The 21,080-nt window shown below is 70.5% G+C and carries 16 protein-coding genes; 3 read left to right on the forward strand and 13 right to left on the reverse strand.

Annotated elements, in window-relative coordinates:
* Nucleotides 1–62 precede the first annotated feature (62 nt).
* Genes AC2W7E_RS12780 through AC2W7E_RS12805 form a run of 6 tightly spaced genes read right to left on the reverse strand, consistent with a single transcriptional unit; the run spans nt 63 to nt 7,310 of the window.
* On the reverse strand, nt 63–887 hold the full coding sequence (locus AC2W7E_RS12780; protein WP_485989261.1) for a hypothetical protein: 825 nt from the start codon (nt 885–887) through the stop codon (nt 63–65).
* Between the two features lie 26 nt (nt 888–913).
* Entirely contained in the window at nt 914–2,323 is a 1,410-nt protein-coding gene (locus AC2W7E_RS12785) for an FAD-dependent oxidoreductase (protein ID WP_485989262.1), read from the reverse strand.
* Nucleotides 2,324–2,360: 37 nt separating this feature from the next.
* A complete protein-coding gene (locus AC2W7E_RS12790) occupies nt 2,361–4,166 on the reverse strand; it encodes a BNR-4 repeat-containing protein (protein WP_485989263.1) in 1,806 nt (601 codons plus the stop codon).
* Between the two features lie 11 nt (nt 4,167–4,177).
* Nucleotides 4,178–5,503, reverse strand: coding sequence for an extracellular solute-binding protein (locus AC2W7E_RS12795; protein WP_303709808.1), 1,326 nt, complete (start codon nt 5,501–5,503; stop codon nt 4,178–4,180).
* Between the two features lie 50 nt (nt 5,504–5,553).
* Nucleotides 5,554–6,459: a carbohydrate ABC transporter permease gene (locus AC2W7E_RS12800; RefSeq protein WP_025105392.1), complete on the reverse strand. Its 906-nt coding sequence runs from the start codon at nt 6,457–6,459 to the stop codon at nt 5,554–5,556.
* Nucleotides 6,456–7,310 carry a carbohydrate ABC transporter permease gene (locus AC2W7E_RS12805; protein WP_172400085.1) on the reverse strand — a complete coding sequence of 285 codons (855 nt, stop codon included), beginning with the start codon at nt 7,308–7,310 and terminating at the stop codon, nt 6,456–6,458. Before AC2W7E_RS12805 ends, AC2W7E_RS12800 begins: the two co-directional genes overlap by 4 nt.
* A gap of 438 nt (nt 7,311–7,748) precedes the next feature.
* Here AC2W7E_RS12805 and AC2W7E_RS12810 point away from each other — a divergent pair, with 438 nt between their 5' ends.
* The 3 genes from AC2W7E_RS12810 to AC2W7E_RS12820 are packed head-to-tail and all read left to right on the forward strand — an operon-like array spanning nt 7,749 to nt 13,088.
* The gene (locus AC2W7E_RS12810) at nt 7,749–11,822 is read left to right on the forward strand and encodes an Ig-like domain-containing protein (protein WP_485989264.1); all 4,074 of its coding nucleotides are present in this window, start codon (nt 7,749–7,751) and stop codon (nt 11,820–11,822) included.
* The gene (locus AC2W7E_RS12815; protein ID WP_366216254.1) at nt 11,813–12,418 is read left to right on the forward strand and encodes an SGNH/GDSL hydrolase family protein; all 606 of its coding nucleotides are present in this window, start codon (nt 11,813–11,815) and stop codon (nt 12,416–12,418) included. Before AC2W7E_RS12810 ends, AC2W7E_RS12815 begins: the two co-directional genes overlap by 10 nt.
* 19 nt (nt 12,419–12,437) lie before the next feature.
* A complete protein-coding gene (locus tag AC2W7E_RS12820) occupies nt 12,438–13,088 on the forward strand; it encodes a GntR family transcriptional regulator (protein ID WP_249520923.1) in 651 nt (216 codons plus the stop codon).
* Nucleotides 13,089–13,386: 298 nt separating this feature from the next.
* Here AC2W7E_RS12820 and AC2W7E_RS12825 read toward each other — a convergent pair whose 3' ends face one another.
* The 7 genes from AC2W7E_RS12825 to AC2W7E_RS12855 form a co-directional block, all read right to left on the reverse strand.
* Nucleotides 13,387–14,196: an amidohydrolase family protein gene (locus AC2W7E_RS12825; RefSeq protein WP_485989265.1), complete on the reverse strand. Its 810-nt coding sequence runs from the start codon at nt 14,194–14,196 to the stop codon at nt 13,387–13,389.
* 21 nt (nt 14,197–14,217) lie between these two features.
* Complete coding sequence (locus AC2W7E_RS12830; RefSeq protein WP_025105398.1) at nt 14,218–15,162, reverse strand: aldo/keto reductase; 945 nt, start codon at nt 15,160–15,162, stop codon at nt 14,218–14,220.
* Complete coding sequence (locus tag AC2W7E_RS12835; protein WP_062637033.1) at nt 15,132–15,914, reverse strand: RraA family protein; 783 nt, start codon at nt 15,912–15,914, stop codon at nt 15,132–15,134. Before AC2W7E_RS12835 ends, AC2W7E_RS12830 begins: the two co-directional genes overlap by 31 nt.
* Nucleotides 15,911–17,827, reverse strand: coding sequence for a DUF8034 domain-containing protein (locus AC2W7E_RS12840; RefSeq protein ID WP_485989266.1), 1,917 nt, complete (start codon nt 17,825–17,827; stop codon nt 15,911–15,913). The genes AC2W7E_RS12835 and AC2W7E_RS12840 overlap by 4 nt, the downstream gene beginning before the upstream one ends.
* The gene (locus AC2W7E_RS12845) at nt 17,824–18,678 is read right to left on the reverse strand and encodes a carbohydrate ABC transporter permease (RefSeq protein ID WP_017204137.1); all 855 of its coding nucleotides are present in this window, start codon (nt 18,676–18,678) and stop codon (nt 17,824–17,826) included. The genes AC2W7E_RS12840 and AC2W7E_RS12845 overlap by 4 nt, the downstream gene beginning before the upstream one ends.
* Nucleotides 18,678–19,592, reverse strand: coding sequence for a carbohydrate ABC transporter permease (locus tag AC2W7E_RS12850; RefSeq protein ID WP_025105401.1), 915 nt, complete (start codon nt 19,590–19,592; stop codon nt 18,678–18,680). Before AC2W7E_RS12850 ends, AC2W7E_RS12845 begins: the two co-directional genes overlap by 1 nt.
* Before the next feature lie 168 nt (nt 19,593–19,760).
* Nucleotides 19,761–21,029 carry an ABC transporter substrate-binding protein gene (locus AC2W7E_RS12855; protein ID WP_025105402.1) on the reverse strand — a complete coding sequence of 423 codons (1,269 nt, stop codon included), beginning with the start codon at nt 21,027–21,029 and terminating at the stop codon, nt 19,761–19,763.
* Nucleotides 21,030–21,080 lie beyond the last annotated feature (51 nt).

Raw genomic sequence — 21,080 nt, forward strand, 5'->3', positions numbered from 1 at the left:
CCTCCTGGAGGGACGACGGTCTCCGCCGGGACGACGGATGCCCTTCACGTTAGCGCTCTCCGTCACGATTGCACTCGGAACGCGATCACGCGTGCCTCCGCGACGCCGTTCGTCCGCTCCACCACGAGGCGGGCGGCCGTGAGGGCGCCGAGGTCGTCCGGCAGGGGATGTACCCGCAGACGATGGCGGTTGTCGCGCTCCTCCGCCACGGTGCGCCACTCCTCGGAACCCGCCTGCTGCACCTCGACCCGGTAGTCGCGCACGAGCTGGGGCAGCACCTCGTCGGGGCTGCGGTGGTGGTGCAGGGTGTTGAGCTCGAGGTCCACGTCGTCGTCGAACACGAGGCGGATCTCGGAGGCCGTGACGGGCAGCTCCCAGTCCAGGCGCAGCCACTGCGGGCCTTCGGCCTCCGGGGCGGACGCCCACAGGTGCGGTCCGCCGAACGGGCGGTTGTACCCGGAGACGGCGCGCTGCGGCGCGGTGGCCTCGGAGTCCGGGCTCGTGCGGAACGCGGGCACCCGCCCGCGCAGCGGCTTGGTCGGCCACTGCACGAGGAGACCGTCGCGGTCGACCTGCACGTTCCGGTCGTCGTTGTCGACCCGGTGCACGAGGGTGAGCACCCCGGGCGGGAGCTCGTCGGCGAGGTGCACCTGCACCTGCGGGTTCGCGCGGAGCACGATGATCGCGTTCTGCGGGTCCTCCGGGGCGAAAGGCGTGTCCGCCCGCACCCAGGTCGGACCACCGGCGGGGACGTCGATCACAGTGCGGTGCTCGAGAACCGCGGGCACGATGTTCTGCGGGCGGCCCGTGGACCAGACCTCCACCGTGACCTGCGTGTCGGCCTCGGCGCCGAGAAGCAGCTCGGTCGTGTCGAGGCGCGGGTGCACGGGGACGACGATGCCGAGGTCGTCCGTCAGGATGTGCGGGTCGCCGCGGCCACGGCGGTCTCCGGGGTGCCGATCGTGCGCAGGGTGCTGGACGCGGTGACGGTGGCGGTGCGGGCGAGGTCGGAGGGATCCTCGTTCGCGACTCCGATGAGGGAGGCGTCGGCGCGGAGCAGCGTCTGCCGGAGCTCCGCACGATGGTGCTCGTACAGTTCGCGGGGCGTGGCGTCGTGCGCGTAGCAGAGGGCGGCGGCGGTGCCCGCGGCCTCGCCCATCGCCGCGCACGTGGCCATCACTCTGGCGGCACCGAAGGCGATGTGCGTGGCCGAGATGTCGCGGCCCGCCATGAGCAGGTTGTCGACGTTGACGGAGTAGAGCGAGCGGAACGGGATCTCGAAGACGCCGTCCGAGAAGCGCTGCACCGCGCCCGCCCCCGTCGCGTACATCCCCTCGGCGGGATGGAGGTCGATGGACCAGCCGCCGAACGCGACGCCGTCGTCGAACGACGTCTGCTCCAGGATGTCCTGCTGGCGCAGCGTGTAGTCGCCGATGAAGCGGCGGTACTCGCGCTTGCCGGGGATGTTGCCGATCCACTCCAGGGTCAGGTTGTCGGCGTCGAACTCGCCGGAGTTCTTGATGTGGTCCCAGATGCCGAGGATCACCGACCGCAGCTCGTCGCGGATCGCCTCGTTGTCGTCGACGATGTCGAGCGTGCCGCCCCACTCGATCCACCAGTAGTGCGCGCCGCTGTCGCCGCTGCGGATGATGCGCGACGAGGGGATCGGGGTGGTCGAGATGTCCTTCGCGCTCTCCGGCGCGACGTACTTCACCGGGTGCCCGAGATCCTTCGTGTAGAAGAGGAGCGTCGAGCCGAGGAACTCGCGCACGGGCTGCTCGGGCGCCCAGTCCTCGCCGAACTCGCTGCGGCTCTCCTTGCCCAGTCGGTGGCGGGCGCCGACGAGCCGTCCGACCAGGCCGTCTCCGGTGCAGTCGAGGAAGAGCGGCCCGCGGAAGACGGTGCGGATCTCCGAGCCCATCGTCCAGCCGGTGACCGACCGGACCCGACGGGCGTCGTCGGGTCCGGTGGCCTCGGCCTCGAGCACCTCCGTGTTGAGGAACAGCGTGAGGTTGGGCTCGCGGCGCACGATGTCGAGCACCACGTCGTCCCAGTACACGGGGTTGCCCTCGGGGTTGCGGAACTGGTTCTCCCGGTACATCTCGCCGATGATCCCGGTCTCCCGCGCCCACCGCTGGTTGCCGTGGGCGGTCGCTCCGCACACCCAGACCCTCACCTCCGAGGAGGAGTTGCCGCCGAGCACCGGCCGGTTGTTGATCAGCACGGTACGTCGGCCGAGGCGGGCGGCCGCGACGGCGGCGCTCACTCCGGCGAGGCCGCCGCCGACGACGATGATGTCGGCTTCGACGGTCTGGGTGCGCATGGGATGGGGTTCCTTTCGGGAGGGGTGGTGATGCCGCTCAGCGCGCGGCGATCGCTTCGATCTCGTAGACGCGGGCGACGTCGGTGGCGGAGTCGGACGGGTCGGTGATGACGAGGCGCACGGCATCGGCCGTCCGCCCCTGGGCATCGACCACGACCGTCGTCTGCGTGTTGCCGGTGATGGTGCCGACCGTGACCCAGCCGCTCGCGGTGCGCAGCTGGACGGTGAAGTCGCGCAGCACGGAGGTCTGCGGCGGGCCGACCGTGTATCCGCTGCGGATCCGGACGACGTCGAGCGGCGCGGCCTCGTCCCACTCGACCGTGATGGTCGGCTGGGTGTCGGAGGCCGCCGAGATCCACCGGCTCGCATCCGTGCAGCCGCCGTCGATCGCCTTCTCCGGGCCGGTGTCGGCGCGGAGCTGAGACGAGGCGGTCGCGGTGCCGCCGAGCGCCAGGTTCTCGCCGCCGGCGTCGCCCCGGAGGGAGGCCACGATGGCGGGGAGGGTCGTCGCCCCCGGCTGCCCGTCGCGCGGGATCTCGGCGTGCCGCAGCGTGCCGCCGCTGGGAACGGCGGGGGCGCTGAGGTAGACGATGTCGGTGCCGTCCGTGCGGGTCGCCGCGCGGAGGCGCTGCTGGCCCACGACCGGATCGCCCACGGCGTCGGCGGTCCATCCGGAGGCCCCGGCGGTCAGCAGCACCGTCTGACTGCGGGTGATGCCGCAGTCCTGCACCGACACCACGGCGTAGACGCGGGTCTCGCCGCTGGCGGTGGTGGTGTCGAGCGCGGCGATGGTCTGCACGCCGCCACCGAGGGCGTCCGTGTCCACGAGGGTCTCGCTCGTCCAGGCGGAGCCGGTCCAGGTCGCCCACCGCACGTCGAACGCGTTCTCGGTCTCGTCCGCGTACCGATAGGTCACGCCCACGAGCTCGCCGTCGGCGAGGGCCATCTTCGCGGTCTGCACCGCGGGCACCGCGTCGCCGATGGTCTCGCCGGGCTCGTAACCGCGCCACACGACGGCGCCGGGGGTGTCCGGGCGGATCGGGGTCGGCAGGGCCTGCCCGGCGACGTCGCGGAAGCCGCCCGCGGCAGGGTCGTACACCGCGTAGGAGCCGAGGTGGCGGTAGGGATCAGCGGGCCACGGGCCCCACTCCCACAGCACGTGCACCTTGCCGCCGGCATCGACCTCGAGGTCGTCCGGGTAGAAGGAGTGGTTCACGGCGGCGGCGATCGTCGTCTCGCGGCTCCACGTCCCGGCCACGGGGTCGTAGTGGTACAGCACCCCGTCGCGGCGAGCCTGCGGGTCGGCGCCGATGCGCACCATGAGCCAGATGTCGCCGTCGGCTCCCTGCGCCGTGACCGGGTAGGAGACCGCGGCCCCGGCGTCGGGCATCTCGGCGCTCACGTCGACGAGCGAGGTCGCGTCGTAGGGCGCGGTGGAGCGGAAGTACTTCCACGGCTCGTGGTGCATCGAGACGAACGCGTGGATGTATCCGTCGCCGTCGATCGCGATCGACGGCTGGTTGTGGCCGTTGTCGTCGAGGTACTCCGCGCAGGCCCCGGTCGCCAGCCGCAGGCAGCCCGAGGTCCACGTGCCGTCGGCGGCGCGGACGGCGAGGTTCACCTGGTGCTTCGCGGCCACCGAGCCGGGCACGTTGTAGGCGAAGTACGTCTCGTCACCGTCGACGACGAGCGGGTTCCACCAGCCGGACTGGTTGGAGCTGTCGACCGTGACGGACACGGTCTCGACGTCGGGGGTCGCGGCAGCGGCCGGAGCGGGCACGGCGAGGACGAGTGCGGCGAGGGCGGCGGCAGCGGTGGCGCCGACCTTCGAGCGGAGGGTCATGGCGATGCTCCTCAGCCCAGCAGCTTCTGCGCCTGGTCGCCGGCCTGCGCCATCGCGTCCTTGGCGCTCTGCTGACCGACGAGGACGGCCTGCACGCGGTCGGCGATCACCGTCTCGATCTGGGCGTACTGCGGGTACTGCCAGAACGGGTTGGTGGTGGCGGTCGCCGTGATCTTCTCGGCGAAGCGCGAGCCGAACGCGTCGGACGCCACCTCCTTCGAGGCCTGCGCCTCCTCGGTCACGGGCGGCAGGCCGCGCAGCTCGTAGTCGCCGAGCACAGCCTTCAGGTCGCTCGTGGCCCACTGGCCGAAGTCCGCGGCCGTACGGGTGCTGTCGCCGGAGCCGCCGCCGACGATGGCGATGGCGCCGCCCCAGACGAGAGCGCGCGGGGTGTCGCCCTTCTTCAGCACCGGGCGGGACTCGGGCACGAGCTTGGAGGCGAGGTCGGGATCCGGCGAGTCCTGCGTGACGGACGCGCGGCCCACGGGGGCGTCGTCGTAGATCGCGGCGCGGCCCTGGGAGAACAGGGAGCGGGCGTCGAAGCGGTCGACGTCGGCGGCGATGAGCCCCTGGTCGTACAGCGACTTGTACCAGGTCACCGCCTCGATGCTCGCGTCGTCGCCGATCGTGACCTTCCCGTCCTTGACGAGGTCGCTGCCGAACGTCTGCATCCAGATGAGGACGTCCTTGAGCTGGGCGGCTTTGGTCGAGGCAGCGTAGGGGATGAGGCCTCCGCCGAGGGCCTTGAGCTTTTTCAGCGCCGCCTCGAAGTCGTCGACGGTGGTCGGGAACGTGGAGATCCCCGCCTTCTTCAGGAGCTCGGAGTTGGTGATGAGGCCGATCGCGCCGATGGTCCACGGGAACGCGTACTGCTTCCCGTCGAGCTGCGTGGCCTCCAGGCTCGAGGCCGTGTAGCCGCGTCCCTTCGTGAGCGCCGAGACGTCCTCCAGCTTGCCGAGCGCGGCCAGCGAGGCGAGCCAGGCGACGTCGACGTGCGCGGCGCCGGTGAACTGCCCGCCGCGCACCTGCAGCATGAGCTGCTTGAAGTACTCGTTGTAGGGGAAGGAGACCTCGGTGATGCCGACGTCGTTGGTCTTCTTGTAGCCGTCGAGCAGCGCGCGGGTGGCCGGGGCGGCGGCCTCCTCGGTGAGCGACCAGCTGGAGAAGGAAAAGTCGGCGGCGGTGAAGTCGCCCGCGCCGAGCCCGGCGCCGGGGGAGGACGACGGACTGCCGCTGCCGCCGCCGCTCGGCATGCAACCGGCGAGGAGGAGGCCGGCGGCGCCGAGCCCGGCGAACTGCAGCAGCTGGCGACGGGAGACGGTGGTGTTCTCGGACATGAGGGTGCTCTCTCTTCTTCGAGGGACTGCGGATGAGGGGGTGGTGCGGGTCAGCCCTTGACCGCGCCGGCGGTGAGTCCGCCGACGAGGAAGCGCTGCAGGGCGATGAACGCGATGGCCACGGGGAGCGAGACCACGAGCGAAGCCGCCATGAGCTCCGGCCAGGCGGTGGACGCCTCGCCGATGAACGTGTTGACGAGGCCGGGCGGCAGGGTCTGCTTGTCGGGACCGGCGAGGGTGAGGGCGAAGATGAAGTCGTTCCAGCCCCGGACGAACGCGAACAGTCCCGCGGCGATGAGGCCGGGAGCGGCCAGCGGCAGCACAATCGAGTGGATGATCCGCAGGCGGGAGGCGCCGTCGACGCGGGCGGCCTCGATGAGCTCGTCCGGGATCGTGTCGAAGAAGCCCTTCAGCATCCACACGCACAGCGGCAGCGTGAACGTCGTGAACGACAGCACGAGCGCCGTGTAGGTGTTGAGCAGGCCGTAGGCCGAGAACACCGCGTACAGGGTGATGAGCAGCAGCGCCTGCGGGAACATCTGCGACGCCAGCACGAAGTACATGAGGCTGCGGCGGCCGCGGTAGCGGAACTTCGAGAACGCGTAGCCCATGTACGCCGACACCAGCACCGAGAGGATCGCGGTGATGACGGAGACCACGATGCTGTTGCGGAGGTAGCCGAACAGGGCCGGGTTGTTCGCGAGCGCGGCGTAGGCCTCGAACGTGATCTCGGTGGGGAACAGCTTCGGCGGGTAGCTGAACACCTCGGTGCGCGGGGTGAGCGACGTCGCGAGCAGCCAGTACACGGGCAACAGGGCGAACCCGCCGAAGACGACGACGGCGATCCAGGCGCTCACGGTGGAGGCGCGGCGGTCGGCGCGGTGGCGCCGACGGCGGGGCGCGGCGGGTGGGGCGGAGACGGCGGCCACCGTCTCTTCGGTCAGCACGGCGGTCATCGCTTCTCTCCCTTCTCGGACAGGCGGACGTAGACGACGACGAGCGCCATCAGCAGGATCATCCAGAGCAGGCCGAGCGCCCCGGCGTGGCCGAGGTCGAAGCCGTCGAACGCGGTCTCGTACACCGCGGTCGCGAACGTCTGGGTGGAGCCGGCGGGACCGCCGCCGGTGAGGACGTAGATGATGTCGAAGTGCTGGAAGTTCCAGATGAACTCCAGCAGGATCACGAGGCCGATGATGCCGCTCATCTGCGGGACCGTGATGGAGAAGAAGCGGCGGATGGTGCCGGCGCCGTCGATCTCGGCGGCCTCGTGCAGCTCGATCGGCACGGTCTGCAGGCCCGCGAGGAGCATGACCATCATCCAGGGGAACGACTGCCACGTCTTCGCGACGATCACGGCGATCATGGCGGTGGTGGGGTTCGCGAGCCACGCCTGCGGGGAGTCGATGAGGCCCACGGTCTCCAGGGCCGCGTTGAGCACGCCGTAGTTGGCGTTGAAGATCCACATCCAGAGGAACGACACGACCACGCCGGGGATCAGCCACGGGATGAGCATGAGGCCGCGGAGTACCTTGGCGCCGCGGATGCGCGTGTTCAGGGCGAGGGCGAGACCGAAGCCGATCACGAACGGCGCGATGGTCGTGCCGAGGGTGAAGACGAGCGTCTGCGTGAGGAGCGGGAAGAACTCGCCCGTCAGCACGTCGACGATGTTCTGGAAGCCGACGAACTCGCGGCCGGGCTCGACGAGGCTCTGCTTGTAGAACGCGGTGATGAGGGCCGTGATCAGCGGGTACACGACGACGGCGGCGAGGAGCGCGAGGCCGGGAGCCGTGAGGAGGAGCGCGAACATCCCGTCCGAGAGGCGACGGGGCCGGCGACCTGTTCCTATCTGTGAGGAAATGGTCTGTTCTGTCATCTAGGTCATCCTTGGCCTGGGGTGATGTGTCCGCACTCTCGTGGTGCGGTCTCGGGCTTCCTCAGTATTTCCGGCAGATTACAGCGACGTCAACTGGAGAGCGCAATAGTCAGAAAGTGGTGGAAAGTGGTTGTTTTGTTAACTGGTTTCTCGGATGCGAGCCTCGGTACGCGAGGGCCATCGGGATCGGGATGCCGAAGACGGCGTCGACCAGCGCCGAGCCCGATCAGCCGCGACGCCCTGGCGCCTCGAAGAACCAAAGCGATCAGTATCGATCCTTGCTAGTCGATTATCGATTGGCTACGGTCGGATCAGCCGCTCCCGCGGCGCCGCGCGCATCGGCCGTGCGGGAAGCGACAGTTCGGAGACGCGATGAAGCGTGTACTGGCAAGCCTGACCCTGGCGGCGGTGTTCGGATCCGCCCTCGCTGCGGCGGTCCCGTCGGCGGCTGCGGCCGCGGACGACGACGCCCTCTACCTCGCGCCGGGAGGTGACGACGCGGCCTCGGGCACGATCGACGACCCCCTCGCGACGCTGGAAGGCGCCCGCGACCGGATCCGCGCGCTGAAGGCGGATTCCGCGCTCCCGGACGACGGCCTCACGGTGTACCTCCGGGAGGGCACGTACCCCCGCTCGGCGTCGTTCGAGATCGGCGCGCAGGACTCGGGCACTGCCGACGCCCCCATCACCTACCGCTCGTACCCGGGGGAGACCGCCACCCTCACCGGCGGTCGCGAGCTGCCGCGCGACCAGTTCGCCGCGGTCGACGACGCGGCGGTGACCGACCGCATCATCGACCCAGCTGCCCGCGACCGTGTCGTCGGGATCGACCTCGCCGACCTCGGCATCACCGACTACGGCCAGCTCAGCCGCCACGGCTACTGGAAGGCCAACGACGTCAGCACCACCCCGCCCATGGAGCTGTTCATCGACGGCCAGGGCATGACCCTCGCGCGCTGGCCCAACGCCGACGCGGCCACCCCGACCGTGCAGATGGGTGACATCATCGACGCCGGGCCGGACCGCAACGACGCCGACCTGCAGGAGCGCGGCGGCACGTTCAGCTACGGCTACGACCGTCCGAAGCACTGGACCCAGGCCGAGGACGTGTGGCTGGACGGCATCTTCGGCTACAGCTGGGAGTGGTCGTACAACAAGATCGAGAGCATCGACACCGAGGCGAAGACCATCACCCTCCGCTACGGCGAGATGTCCGGGATCATGAAGAGCTGGTTCCCCGACTTCCACTTCGCGCAGAACCTGCTGGAGGAGCTCGACGCCCCCGGCGAGTACTACATCGACCGCGACGCCGGGAAGCTGTACCTCATCCCGAACGCGGCCTTCACGTCCGGCCGCGGCGCCGTGACGGTCACGACGCTCGACGAGCCGATGCTGCGCGCCGACGGGGCCTCTTACGTGAACTTCGACGACCTCGTGATGGAGTACGGACGCGCGACGGCCGCGGTCATCCTCGGCGGCTCGCACGTGACGATCTCGCACAGCGACATCCGCAACTTCACCGACGGCGGCGTGCTCATCAACTCGCCAGGGCGCTACACGTACGACGGCATCCCGGTGAACCGCGGCGGCCGCGACCACGCCGTCACCGACAGCCGGCTCACGCACGTCGGCGGCGTCGGCGTGGTGCTCCAGGGCGGTGACAAGACGACGCTCGAGCCCGGCCGCAACCGGGTCGAGAACTCCGAGATCGCCGACTTCGCGTACTACCACAAGGCCTACAACCCCGGCGTGATGTTCGACGGCGTCGGCAACATCGCCAGGGACAACGAGATCCACGACGCCCCACATCCCGGGATCATCGTGCACGGCAACGACCACCTGTTCGAACGCAACGAGGTGTACGACGTCTGCAAGCAGTTCCACGACCTCGGTGCGATCTACATGAACTCCGGCAAGACCCCGCAGCAGCGCGGTCACGTGTTCCGGGAGAACTACTTCCACGACATCGGCGTCGGCATGGCGGGCGTCGAGGGCATCTACGCCGACAACTTCACGTGGGACCTCACGATCGAGAAGAACGTGTTCGTGAACATGGGCAACGGTGCGATCAAGAGCGGCTCGGCCGACTACATCGAGGCGCGCAACAACGTCTTCGTCGACGCCTACGCCCCGTACGACAACTATGAGCAGTGGATGGGCAACCAGGAGGGCAACGTTGTCGACCGCGACTACATGCCGGCCTGGGAGAAGGTGTTCGCCGACAACAACGACTTCGTCGGCACGCCGTATCTGACGAAGTACCCCGAGCTCGCGCACTTCTTCGAGGACGACCACTACTTCCCGAACCACAGCACGTTCGCGGAGAACGTCGTGTGGAACCCGAACCGGGCCCGGATGGCCGGCGTCAACGAGCACGGCGCGAAGGACGGGAAGAACCTCCTGAACTACGAGGACAACTGGGTGGCCGACGCCGACCCCGGCTTCGTGGACGCCGCGAACGGCGACTACACGCTGAAGGCGGACGCCGCGGTGTTCGACCAGATCCCGGGCTTCGAGGCCATCGCCTTCGGCGAGATCGGCGTCGACGGCGCGATCGGGCAGACGCAGCAGCCGCAGACCATCCCGCTCGAGGACATCGCGTTCGACAGCGACACGCTCACGATCGACGCGGGCGACGAGGTGCGCGTGCGCGCCGTGCCGCTGCCCTGGAACGCCGACGACGCCGCGGTGACCTACGCCTCGGCCGACCCCGCCGTCGCCTCCGTCAACGACAAGGGCGTGGTGCTCGGCATGGGCCCCGGTACGACCACGGTGACGGCGACGGCGAAAGCCGATGCCACCAAGACCGCGACCATCGAGGTGATCGTCGAGGAGGGCGACGGCGTGCTGCACTTCACCGACTTCGAGTCGGGGGCGAACGGCTGGCCGACCGACCCGAACCGCTCCATCCAGGTGGATGCGTCGGGCGACAAGGTGTACCGCATCCTCAAGGGCGCCAACAGCATCCTGCCGCGGGACTTCACGGAGTTCGTGCTCGACTTCGACGTCACGGCGCCGGCCACGACCCCCGCCAACGCGGGACTCATCGTCTACGACCGCAACGGCAAGGGCGGCGGCTACATCCGCTTCCGCCAGGCCGCGGCCGGGCCGACCTGGACGATCTTCGACGACGCCTGGAAGGTCGTCGCCGAGAAGGTCGTGCCGGCGGCGCAGGGCCTGACCCCCGGCGAGACCTCGCACGTCCGTATCGCGGTGCAGGACGGGCAGACCCGGATCTCCGTCAACGGGGCGATCGCGCTGGAAGGCGCCGACCCCGGCCCCGGCAAGGCCGGTCGGGTCGGGTTCTACGTGGAGAACTACGCCTCGCTCGACTTCGACGACATCGGGTTCTCGCTCTCGGGCGTGCCGGTCACGGGCGTGAGCCTGGACGCCGATGCCGTGGGACTGACCGTGGGGGAGCGGCGGTCCGTCGCGGCCACGGTCGCCCCGGAGGACGCCAGCGACGCCCGGGTCACCTGGACGACCGACGCTCCGGAGGTCGCCACGGTCTCCGGGGGACGGATCGCGGGAGTGACGGCGGGCACGGCGACGATCACCGCGACCTCGGTCGCCGATCCGAGCCTCAGCGACACGGTCACCGTGACCGTGGACGACGCCGAGTACCCGACCACCCGCCTGGACGGTCAGCTGAAGGACGGGGCGAACTGGAGTGAGTCCGACCTCATCGCGGTGGACGACACGGGTGTCGTGATCAGCGGTCAGGGCGTCCACGGCTACGAGGCCGAGCGCTTCGGCGACACCCTGCTGCAGTTCGAGGCGGAGTTCGGCGCCTTCGACGGAGGCTGGTATGGCTTCCAGGCGCGCTCCGACCAGACCGGCCTCCCGGCCTGGCAGAACTCCAACACCGGATACCTCGCGGTGATCAAGGAGGACGTGATCGAGTTCCAGAGCTGGACCCCGGGGCAGACCATGCTCGACAGCATCCCCAACACGGTCATCGAGCCCGGCTCCACACACCGCATCGAGTTCGGGGCCGTCGCCGAGGACGGCGGCACCCGCATCGTGCTCCGGGTCGACGACGTGACCGTGTGGAACATGGTCGACGCCAGGGAGAACCTCCGCATCGGTGCGGACGGCTTCTTCAACGTCTACCACTACGGCAAGACGAACACCCTGGCCGTGTGGCCGACACCCCCTCCCGCGACGGTGACCGGCATCTGCTGGGCGCCCGAAGCCGACCCGAAGACCCGCTACGTGCGCGGCGAGGAACTCGACGTGACCGGCATGCTGCTGGGCGTGGACTGGAGCGACGGATCCCGCACCACCCAGCAGGTGACGGCGGACATGGTCAGCGGCTTCGACAGCAGCAAGGTGCGCCCGCACCACACGCTCACCGTGACGTACGCTGGCGCGAGCGTCGAGCTCCCGATCTCGGTGCGACCGAAGCTCAAGAACGACGAACAGGACGTGCCACGATGCGGGTGACCTTCATCGGAGACTCGATCACCGACGCGGGGCGCGATCGCTCCGACCCGGAGTCCTTCGGGGACGGCTATGTGTCGCTCCTCGCCCCCGAGCTGCAGGCCGCGGGGGCCACGGTCCGCAACCTCGGGATCGCGGGGGACCGCGCCCGCGACCTGGCCGCGCGGTGGGACGCGGAGCTGCTGCCCACGGCGCCGGAGCTGCTGACCGTGTACGTCGGCGTGAACGACATGTGGCGACGGTTCGACAGCGACGACCCGACCTCGGCCGAGGACTTCGCCGCCACGCTCGGCGACCTCCTCGGCCGCGCGGTGGCCGCGCACGCCCCGCGGCTGATCCTCATGGAGCCGTACTTCCTCCCGGTGACGGAGGAGCAGCGCACGTGGCTCGACGACCTCGACGGGAAGCGGGCGGCGGTGCGGGCTCTCGCCGCGGAGCACGGGGCGGCGTTCGTGCCCCTGCACGAGGTGTTCACGGCGGCGGCGGAGCAGTATCCGGTCGTCGAGCTCGCGCCGGACGGGGTGCACCCGACACCCCGCGGATCCGCCCTCATCGCGGATGCCTGGCGCACGGCCGCGTCCATTAGCGATAGTCGATAATGGACGTAGACTGATGGTCATGACGGATGCTCTCGGCACGGCCGGACTGCAGCGCGGACTGCTGTCGGATCAGATCTACGCGCTCATCAAGGCGATGATCAAGGACTCGACGCTGGCTCCCGGCGAGCAGCTCGTGGAGTCGCAGCTCGCCCGGCAGATGCAGGTGAGCCAGGCGCCCGTGCGCGACGCCCTCAAGCGGCTCGCCCACGAGGGTCTCGTGTCGCATGTGCGGCATCAGGGCAACTTCGTCGCGAGCTACTCCGCGGAGGAGGCGGCGCAGGCCAAGGTCGCCCGCGTCGAGCTGGAGGGGCTCGCCGGTCGGCTGGCCTGCGGGGCGCTCGACCCTGCTCGCCGCGCCGAGCTCGTCGGCCTCATCGCGCAGATGCATGAGGCGGCTGAGGCGGAAGACCTCGCCCGGTTCCGCGAGCTCGACTTCACCTTCCACCGTGCGGTGATCGAGGCCAGCGGCAACGTGTACCTCCCCCGCATGTGGGACCTCCTGGAGCCTAGCCTGCGCGTCATGCACGTGCTCGGCGACCCCACCTTCACGGGGGACTGGCACGAGGTCGCGGACTGGCACAAGGGCCTGCTCGACACCCTGGACGCCGGCGACGAAGAGGCCGCGTCCGCCCTCTTCCGCGCCCACGCCGCCGGCACCCTCCTCGACTGACCCCCGCGCGAGGTCGGAGTTTCGCACCGAGGTCGCACGGCTGACCGGAGTCCCTGCGGCACGGTGAGGATCTGCGACGGGGTTGAGGAAGTGTCCCCGGGGTGGGAGTCCCTGCGCGAGGTCGGAGTTTCGCACCGGTGTCGCATCCATCCCCGGAGTCCCTGCGACGCGGGGCGGATCTGCGACGGGGGTGCGGAAGTGTCCCCGGGGTAGGAGTCCCGGCGCGAGGTCGCAGATTCGGCACGCGGTCGCATCCATCCCCGGAATCCCTGCGACCTCGGTGCGAAACTGCGATGGGCTAAGCGGTGAAGGGGGAGAGGCGGTCGGCGGTGCCGGACCAGAATGCTCGAGCCTCAGCCGGGGACAGCGGAGGAAGAGCCTGCCGGGTCGCGGCGAGCACCTCCGCGTAGGTCGTGGTCCGCGTGGACATCGGCCAGTCGCTGCCGTACATCAGCCGTTCCGCGCTGAAGAGGGCGAACGCGGAGCGCAGCAGCTCTCGCGACTCCTCCGCCCCGCGCGCCGCGAAGTCGAGTCCGGAGACCTTCGCCGACACCCCCGGAGCCGACGCGGCCTCGGCGAGGGCGGAGAGCCATGCGCCATCGGCCGTCCGGGCGCCGAGGCCGAGGTGGCAGACGACGATCGCGGTTTCGGGGTGCCGTCGGGAGAGGGCGGCCGCGGCGGGCAGCTGGTCCGGGCGGATGAGCAGTTCGAGGGTGCGGGCGGTCGCCCCGAGGTGGTCGGCGAGGGCGTCGAGGCCGTCCACATCCGAGAGATCCGCGGCGAACTGCGGCACCGCGGCGCGCGCGCCGACCACGGCGGGAGAGAACGCGACTGCGGTGGCGCCGGCGGCTCGTCCCGGCGCGGGGGTGTACTGCAGCACCACGCGTCGCAGGAACGGGTCGCGGGCGGCGGTCGCGGTCAGCCAGTCCGCCTCCGCCACCGAGTCCGCCGCCTGCACGGCGATGGCGGAGGAGACGCCGGCGTCGGTCAGCTCCCGTCCGAGACGAGCGGCCGCGGCCTGCCGGGGGAGCCCGAGGTCGTCGCGGAACCACGGGATCGGCACGGCGTCCGCATCCCAGACGTGCACATGGGCGTCGACGATCCGCACGTCAGCTCCCGGGCCGCGCGGTCATGCAGCCTCCGCATCGAGGGCGTCCCACAGCGCGGCGGGCAGCACGGCGTCGAGGCCGTCCACGAACGCGTCCACCTCGGCGGGGGTGCGCGCCCCGACGACCACCGCATCCGCACCCTGCCGCAGCGGGAACTGCACCGCGGCATCCGCGAGGCGCACGCCGTACGCGGCGCACACGGCCTGCAGGCGCTGTGCCCGCTCCCGGAGCTCCGGGGGTGCCGGCTTGTACTCGAAGAAGGGGGAGCCGACCGGGTCGACGAGGATGCCGGAGTTGAACACCGCGGCCGCGAGCACCCCGATGCCGCGGGCCGCCGCGGTCGGCAGCAACCGGTCCAGGGCGGTGCGGTCGAGCAGCGTGAGCCGACCGGCCTCCATCACCACGTCGAGCGGCGCCTCGGCGACGTAGCGCTCCAGAGGGTCGAGCCGTCCCAGGCCCACGCTGATCGCGCGCACGACCCCTTCGTCGCGCAGTTCGACGAGGGCCGGAAGCGCCGTCGCGAACGCCGCCTCCACGTCCAGGGGGTCGTGCAGGTGCAGCACGTCCACGCGATCGACACCCATCCGGGCGAGGCTGCCGTCGAGGCTCCTCCGCACGCCGTCCCTGCTGAGGTCGACGACGGAGTCGTGTCCGCTCGCGGCGCCCGCGACGGGGCGGCCGTCCGCATCGACCAGCACCCGGCCGACCTTCGTCGCGATCACGTAGTCGTCCCGCGGCACGCCGCGCAGGGCGAGGCCGAGCTTCCGCTCGCTCTCGCCCGAGCCGTACAGCGGTGCGGTGTCGAAGAAACGGACGTCGCGGGCGAGCGCCGCCTGCACCGTCGCCACCGCGTCGCCGTCGGGCACAGGGGCGAAGAGGTTGCCGATCGGCGCGCACCCGAGTCCGACGTCGTCGCGGGCGGCGACCTCGGGATTCAGCGGACGGAGCTCTGGACGGAACGCCATGCCTCGTACTCCTCGCGGCTGTCGGGGGTCAACGGGTAGTAGTCGCTCAGGCGCGCGCCCTCGTCGAGACGGCGGCGGCTGAACACCTCCCACTCCTCATGATCGCGCGCGTCGTCCACGACCCGCGGCGCCATGGCCTGCGGCACCACGACCGGGCCGTCGTCGTCTGCCACCACGAGGTCGCCGGGCATGCACAGCGCGCCGCCCACCGCGACCGGCACGTCGTAGGCCCACGGCACGAGCTCCGACTGCGAGGCGTAGTGCGGGGTCGTGCCCGTCGACCACACCGGGATCCCGAGCTCGCGGATGCGGCCGGCGTCGCGGATGCGGCCGTCCACGACGATCCCCGCGCCCCCCTTGCGTGCGAAGTAGCGCGCCAGGATGTCGCCGATGCACCCGGAGAACCGGCTGCCGTAGGCCTGGATCACCAGCACGTCGCCCGGCTGCACGGCTTCGAGCACGTGCCACAGGGCGGTGTGCCGCTCGGCGTACTCCTGGCCGTCGCCCGAGGCCATGTCCTCGCGCTGCGGCATGAACTGCAGGGTCAGCGCCGAACCGACGACGCGCTGGCCGAGGCTCAGCGGCTCCGGTCCGTCGATGTAGCTGCGGCGGATCCCGAGCCCGTGCAGCTTGGCGCACGCGGTGGCGGAGGAGATCGCGTCGAAGGAGTCGACCACCTCGCGCGAGGGCCGCTGGTAGGCCCCACCCCGCACGGGCAGGGCGAAGTCGGGTCGGATCAGATCGGCGCTCATGCGTCTCCTTCAGGGAACAGGTGGCGCGGCGATCCCGTCGCACGCGCGATGGTCAGGTCGAGGTCGGCGGTGTGCGCCGGGGGCAGGGTCACCACGAGGTCGTCGTCCACGTCGAAGGTCGTGGTGACGGTCGGGGCGTCCGGGGCCGTGTAGGTGCCCGAGGCGCCGGGCCAGAGGCCGGGCTCCTCGCCGGAGGCCGTGACCCGCACGATCCGGTCGAGGCCGAAGCGCCCGCCGCGCAGCCGCACGGTGCGGGTGTGCACGGCGGAGGTGTTCACGAGCTGCACGCCGATGCCGTCGTCGTCGAGACGGTGCACGAGCGCGGCGACGTCCTCCGGGAGTCCGGGCCGCGCGCGGTCGACGTCCTCGTAGCGGAGCGCCGTGAAACCGAGCCCGCCGTTGTAGAGCACCTGCGGCGCCCCGCCGACGAGCTGGGTCAGCACCTCCGTCACCACCGGGTTCACGCGCTGCCAGAAGTGCAGGTGTGCGGCGTCGGGGTCGCGGTCGTCGGCGAGCATCATCGCGGCACGACGTGCCACCTGGCCGAGCGCCATCTCCAGCGCCCGCACCGGATAATCGGGCAGGTCGCCCGAGAGATACGCGAACCAGCCGGCCTCGTGACCCGCCTCCTCCTTGTCGCGGAACGGCGCGACGAGGTCGGCGGAGGAGGGGAGGCCGGCGATCGCCGTCTCCAGCCGGTCCCGGTCGGACGGCCGCCGCGACCACCACCACAGCCACAGGGGGAGGTCGAGCTGCAGCGGACCGTAGTCGAACCAGCCGTCCGCGCCGTGGCGGTAGGGGACCAGCAGAGCGGGCTCGGTGGCGGCCGCGCCGAGCCGGGCCATCCACCCGCCGCGCAGGCTGTACGTGGACTCCGCGACGCTGCCCGTGCGCGCCTCGGCGAGCACGGTGTCGAGCATGGTGCGCACGAGGTCGAGGGCGCCGTCGTCGCCCGTGACGAGCGCGTGGTTCAGGGCACCGATCAGGGCGCTCATGCCGACGGAGTGCAGTCCGTGCGGCCAGGCCCAGCCGTAGTGCCCGCCCCACCAGCGGCCGTCGTGGAGGGAGCCGACGGTGCCGTCCGGGCCGACGTTGTCGGGGAGCAGCCCGCCGCCCGCGCGCGCACGCCAGCCGTCGACGTACCGGCGGATCCAGGCGGCCGCCTCCTCGTCGCCGTCGTAGAGCCAGCGGTTCGCGGCGAGGGAGGTCGCGGCGAGGTTCACGGCGATGTCGCCGGCTGCCCGGCGCTGCATCTCCTCCGCCATCCGCTGGGCGTGGGCGGGGTCGGCGAGGTCGTCCCAGGAGGCGATGCCGTCCAGGCCGTGCAGCGGCAGACCGTAGGGGCGCATCTCGTCCCGGTCGGCGGTGTACGGCACGATCTTCTCGTCGAGACCCTCGCGCGCACCCAGAGCGCCGTTGTGCGGCGAGCGGATCATGTTGCGCTCGGCGTCGTAGTTGCCCTGTGCGGGGTCGGTGAAGAGGGCCGCGAACCGGGCGGCGCGCGCGGCGAACGCGGAGTCGGCCGGGTCGGCGGCGCAGATGCCGGCGAGGAACAGCAGCGACTCGCCCTGATGGAACCAGTCGTAGCCGTTGTCGTACTCCTCGGTGAGCATGCCCGCCTCGGCGAGCTGCACGGTCACGCCCTCCCAGTGCCGCTTGGCGTCGGCGAGCACCTCGTCGGAGCCACCGAGCAGGTAGAACGCGGGCCAGTTGAAGAAGGGCTCGTACAGGTCGTCCACGCCGTCGCGGTCGATGAACTCCGCGACGCCGCGGAGGCGGCCGTCCGGCAGCGTGTAGCGGTCGCGGAAGAGGCGGCGGGCCTCCTCGACCTCGGCGAAGAGCCGGCGCTGCAGCACGGCCCAGGCCGGGATCGCACGCAGCGGACGGGTGAGCGGGGTCTCCGGCACGGTCATCCCTTCGTCGCTCCGGCGACCAGGCCGCCGATGATGTGGCGCTGCATCACGATGAAGAACACCATCGCGGGCAGCACGGCCAGCAGAAGGGTCGGGAACACTTGCGTGTAGTCGGTCGAGAACTGTCCGACCGCCGCGTAGACGCCGGTGGTGACCGTGTAGATCCCCGAGCTCGGCCCGAGGATGATCTGCGGACTCACGAAGTCGTTCCACACGCCGATCGAGTTGAGCACCACGACCGTCGCGACGACGGGCTTCATGATCGGGAAGATGCACGCCCAGAACGCGCGGATGGGCCCGGCGCCGTCCAGTGACGCCGCCTCGTCGATGTCACGCGGCACGCTGCGGAGGTAGGCCGTGAACAGGAAGATCGTCACCGGCAGGGTCGCCGCCGTCTCGAAGAGGATGAACCCGGGGATCGTGTTGATGAGCCCGAGCACCCGCAGCACGAAGACGACGGGGATCAGCGTCACCTGACCGGGGATGAAGAGCCCGGAGACGAAGAGGAGCAGCAGTCCCAGATGCCACTTCGACCGCCCGCGGGCGATGACGTAGGCGACGGGCGCGGCGAGGGCGATGCAGCACAGGTTCACGAGCACGACGAACAGCAGCGTGATGCCGTACGCGGCGATCACGTTGAACTTGCTGCTCGTGATCGCGGCCCACAGGTAGTCGAACGTGAACATCTGCGGCGTGATCAGCAGCGGGTTCTCGATGATGTCGGCCTGCGGTTTGAACGCGTTGATCAGCATCGTGTACATCGGGATCAGCATCGTGATCGCGACGACGCCGAGGACGATCCACCGGATCGTGCTGACGGCGAGGGCCGGGCGGTTGCGGGTCTGCTTCATCAGTCGGTCGCCTTCTGCTCGGCGCGGCGTCGCACCAGCGTGACGGCGAGGCCGACGACCGCGGTGACGATGAGGAGGATCATGGACTGCGCGGCGCCGAAGCCGAGGGCCGAGTTCGCGAAGGAGTCCTTGAGGATCTGGTACACGATGGTCTGCGTCGATCCGGCAGGCCCGCCGTCGGTGAGCGACAGCACCACGTCGTACGCCTTGAGGAGCCCGACGAGGGTGAGCACGAGGTTCACGGTGAAGACCGGCGCGATGAGAGGCAGCGTGATGGACCGGAACTGCTGCCACCGCGAGGCGCCGTCCACGGTCGCCGCCTCGTAGTACTCCGCGGGGACGGACTTGATGCCGGCGAGGAACAGGATCATGTTGAAGCCGAAGTGCGACCACACGATCGTGAAGATCACGCTCGCCTTGGCGAAGGTCGGGTCCGTGAGGAACGGCATCGCCGGGAGGCCGAGCGTGCTGAGCAGACCGTTGACGGCGCCGGTGGGGGAGAGCATCGCCGACCAGAGGAAGCCGATGATGAGGGCGCTGATCACGTACGGGTAGAAGAAGATCGTGCGCAGGATCGTGTTCGAGCGGCCGGGCCCGGAGATGAGGGCGGCGATCGCGAGGCCGATGGCGTTGCAGAGGATCGTGCCCACCACCGCGATGATGCCCGTGAAGATCGCGGCCTGCGTCGAGCGCGGGCTGCGGAACGCCTTGATGTAGTTGTCCCAGCCGATGAAGTTGAAGTTGAGGCTGTACCCGTTCCAGTCGGTGAAGCTGAGCACCGCCGCGAGGATCATCGGGATGACGAACATCGCGAGGAAGACCGCGACGGCCGGGCCGCCCATGAGGATGCCGGGGATCCGGTTCCGCCACTGCTGCAGCGCCGTGCGGCGGCGCGGGGCGGGGGGCGAGCTCATCGGCGTCGATGGTCCTGTCGGGGTGGCGGCGGCGGCCGGAGGCGGCGCGGTCGTGGTGGGCGGAGTCATGGCGGCACTCTCGTTCTCGGTGGCGCGTTCAGGGGGAGGCGCTGGGGCAGCGCCGGGACGGCGCCCGGGACGGATGTCGCGTCCCGGGCGCCGCGAGGGTCAACCGGCGTTGGCGGCGAACCAGTCGTCCATGGCCTGCAGCACCTGGTCGGCGGGTGCGCCGCCGAGCAGGGCCTGGGTCTGGGTGTTGATCTCGCCGGAGTAGCCGTCCGGGAGCGTGCGCTCGCCGTAGCCGCCGCCGGTGGGCGTGTAGGCCTCGGCCGGGGTGTCGGCCACGATCTGCAGCAGCTCCTCGCCGAGCGGCGTCATGTCGTACTCGTAGCCGTCGCGGAAGTTGCCGTCGACCGCGAGCTGGTCGCTCACCGCGGTCTGGTCGGTGGTGAGGAACTCGATGAGCTTCGCCGCCGCGTCCTGGTTCTTGCTCGCCTTGAGGATCGAGTACGGGCTGGCGATGTTGGCGCCCATCGCGGGCTGCTCGTCGGCGCTCATGGCGGGGGCGCGGAAGACGCCGATGTCCGCGGAGTCGGCGGCCTTCGCCTGCGTGCCGGCGAACCAGCTGCCCATCGAGTACACCGCCGTCTTGCCCGAGAGGAAGGCCTGCTCGGCGTCCGGGTACTTGATGCCCAGGGCGTCGCCGGGGATGTAGCCCTCGGACACCCAGTCCGCGTAGGTCTCGACCGCATCGCCGTAGGTCTCGCTGAAGGTGACGTCGCCTGCCGAGATGTCCTGGAACCACTCCGGGTCCTCGGCGATGATGGTCGGCAGTCCGAGCGCCTGCAGGGTGTGGCTCGTCATCCAGTCGCCGCCGGTCTGGACCGGGGTCCACCCGGCGTCCTTGAGCTTGCCGAGGGCCTCGGTGAGCTCGTCGACCGTCGTCGGCACCTCCGTGATCCCGGCCTCCTCGAAGGCGGTCTTGTTGTAGAAGAAGAGGCTCTGCAGCTGCACGCCGATGCCGGCCATGTAGTTCTTGCCGTCGATCGAGTACTGGTCGGCGAGCGGACCGGACGACGCCCACTCGTACTGCGAGAGGTCGACGAGCTCGGGGGCGAGCTTGGTCGTCGGCGCGATGGATTGCACGACGTCGGGAGCGTCACCGGCGGCCAGCAGGCGCGGCACGGCGGCTTCGACGCCCTCCGCACCCGGGTTCTGGATGACGACGTCGATGTTCGGGTTGGCGTCCTCGAACGGCGCGACGAGGTCGTTCCAGAACTCCTCGGTCAGGTTCGGGGTGACGTTCACGAGCATGCGCACGGTGACGTCGCCGCCGGCGTCACCGCCGTCGTCGCCGGCGGTGGTCGAGCAGCCGGCGATGGCGAGGGCGGACACCGCCGCGATGCCGGCGAGGGGGAGGACTCGGGCCTTGATCATCGTTGATCCTTTCCTGATGCATGAGGGAGGGCCGCTCGCGACATTACACTA

Source organism: Microbacterium sp. CFSPD4_SD4, assembly GCF_057364585.1.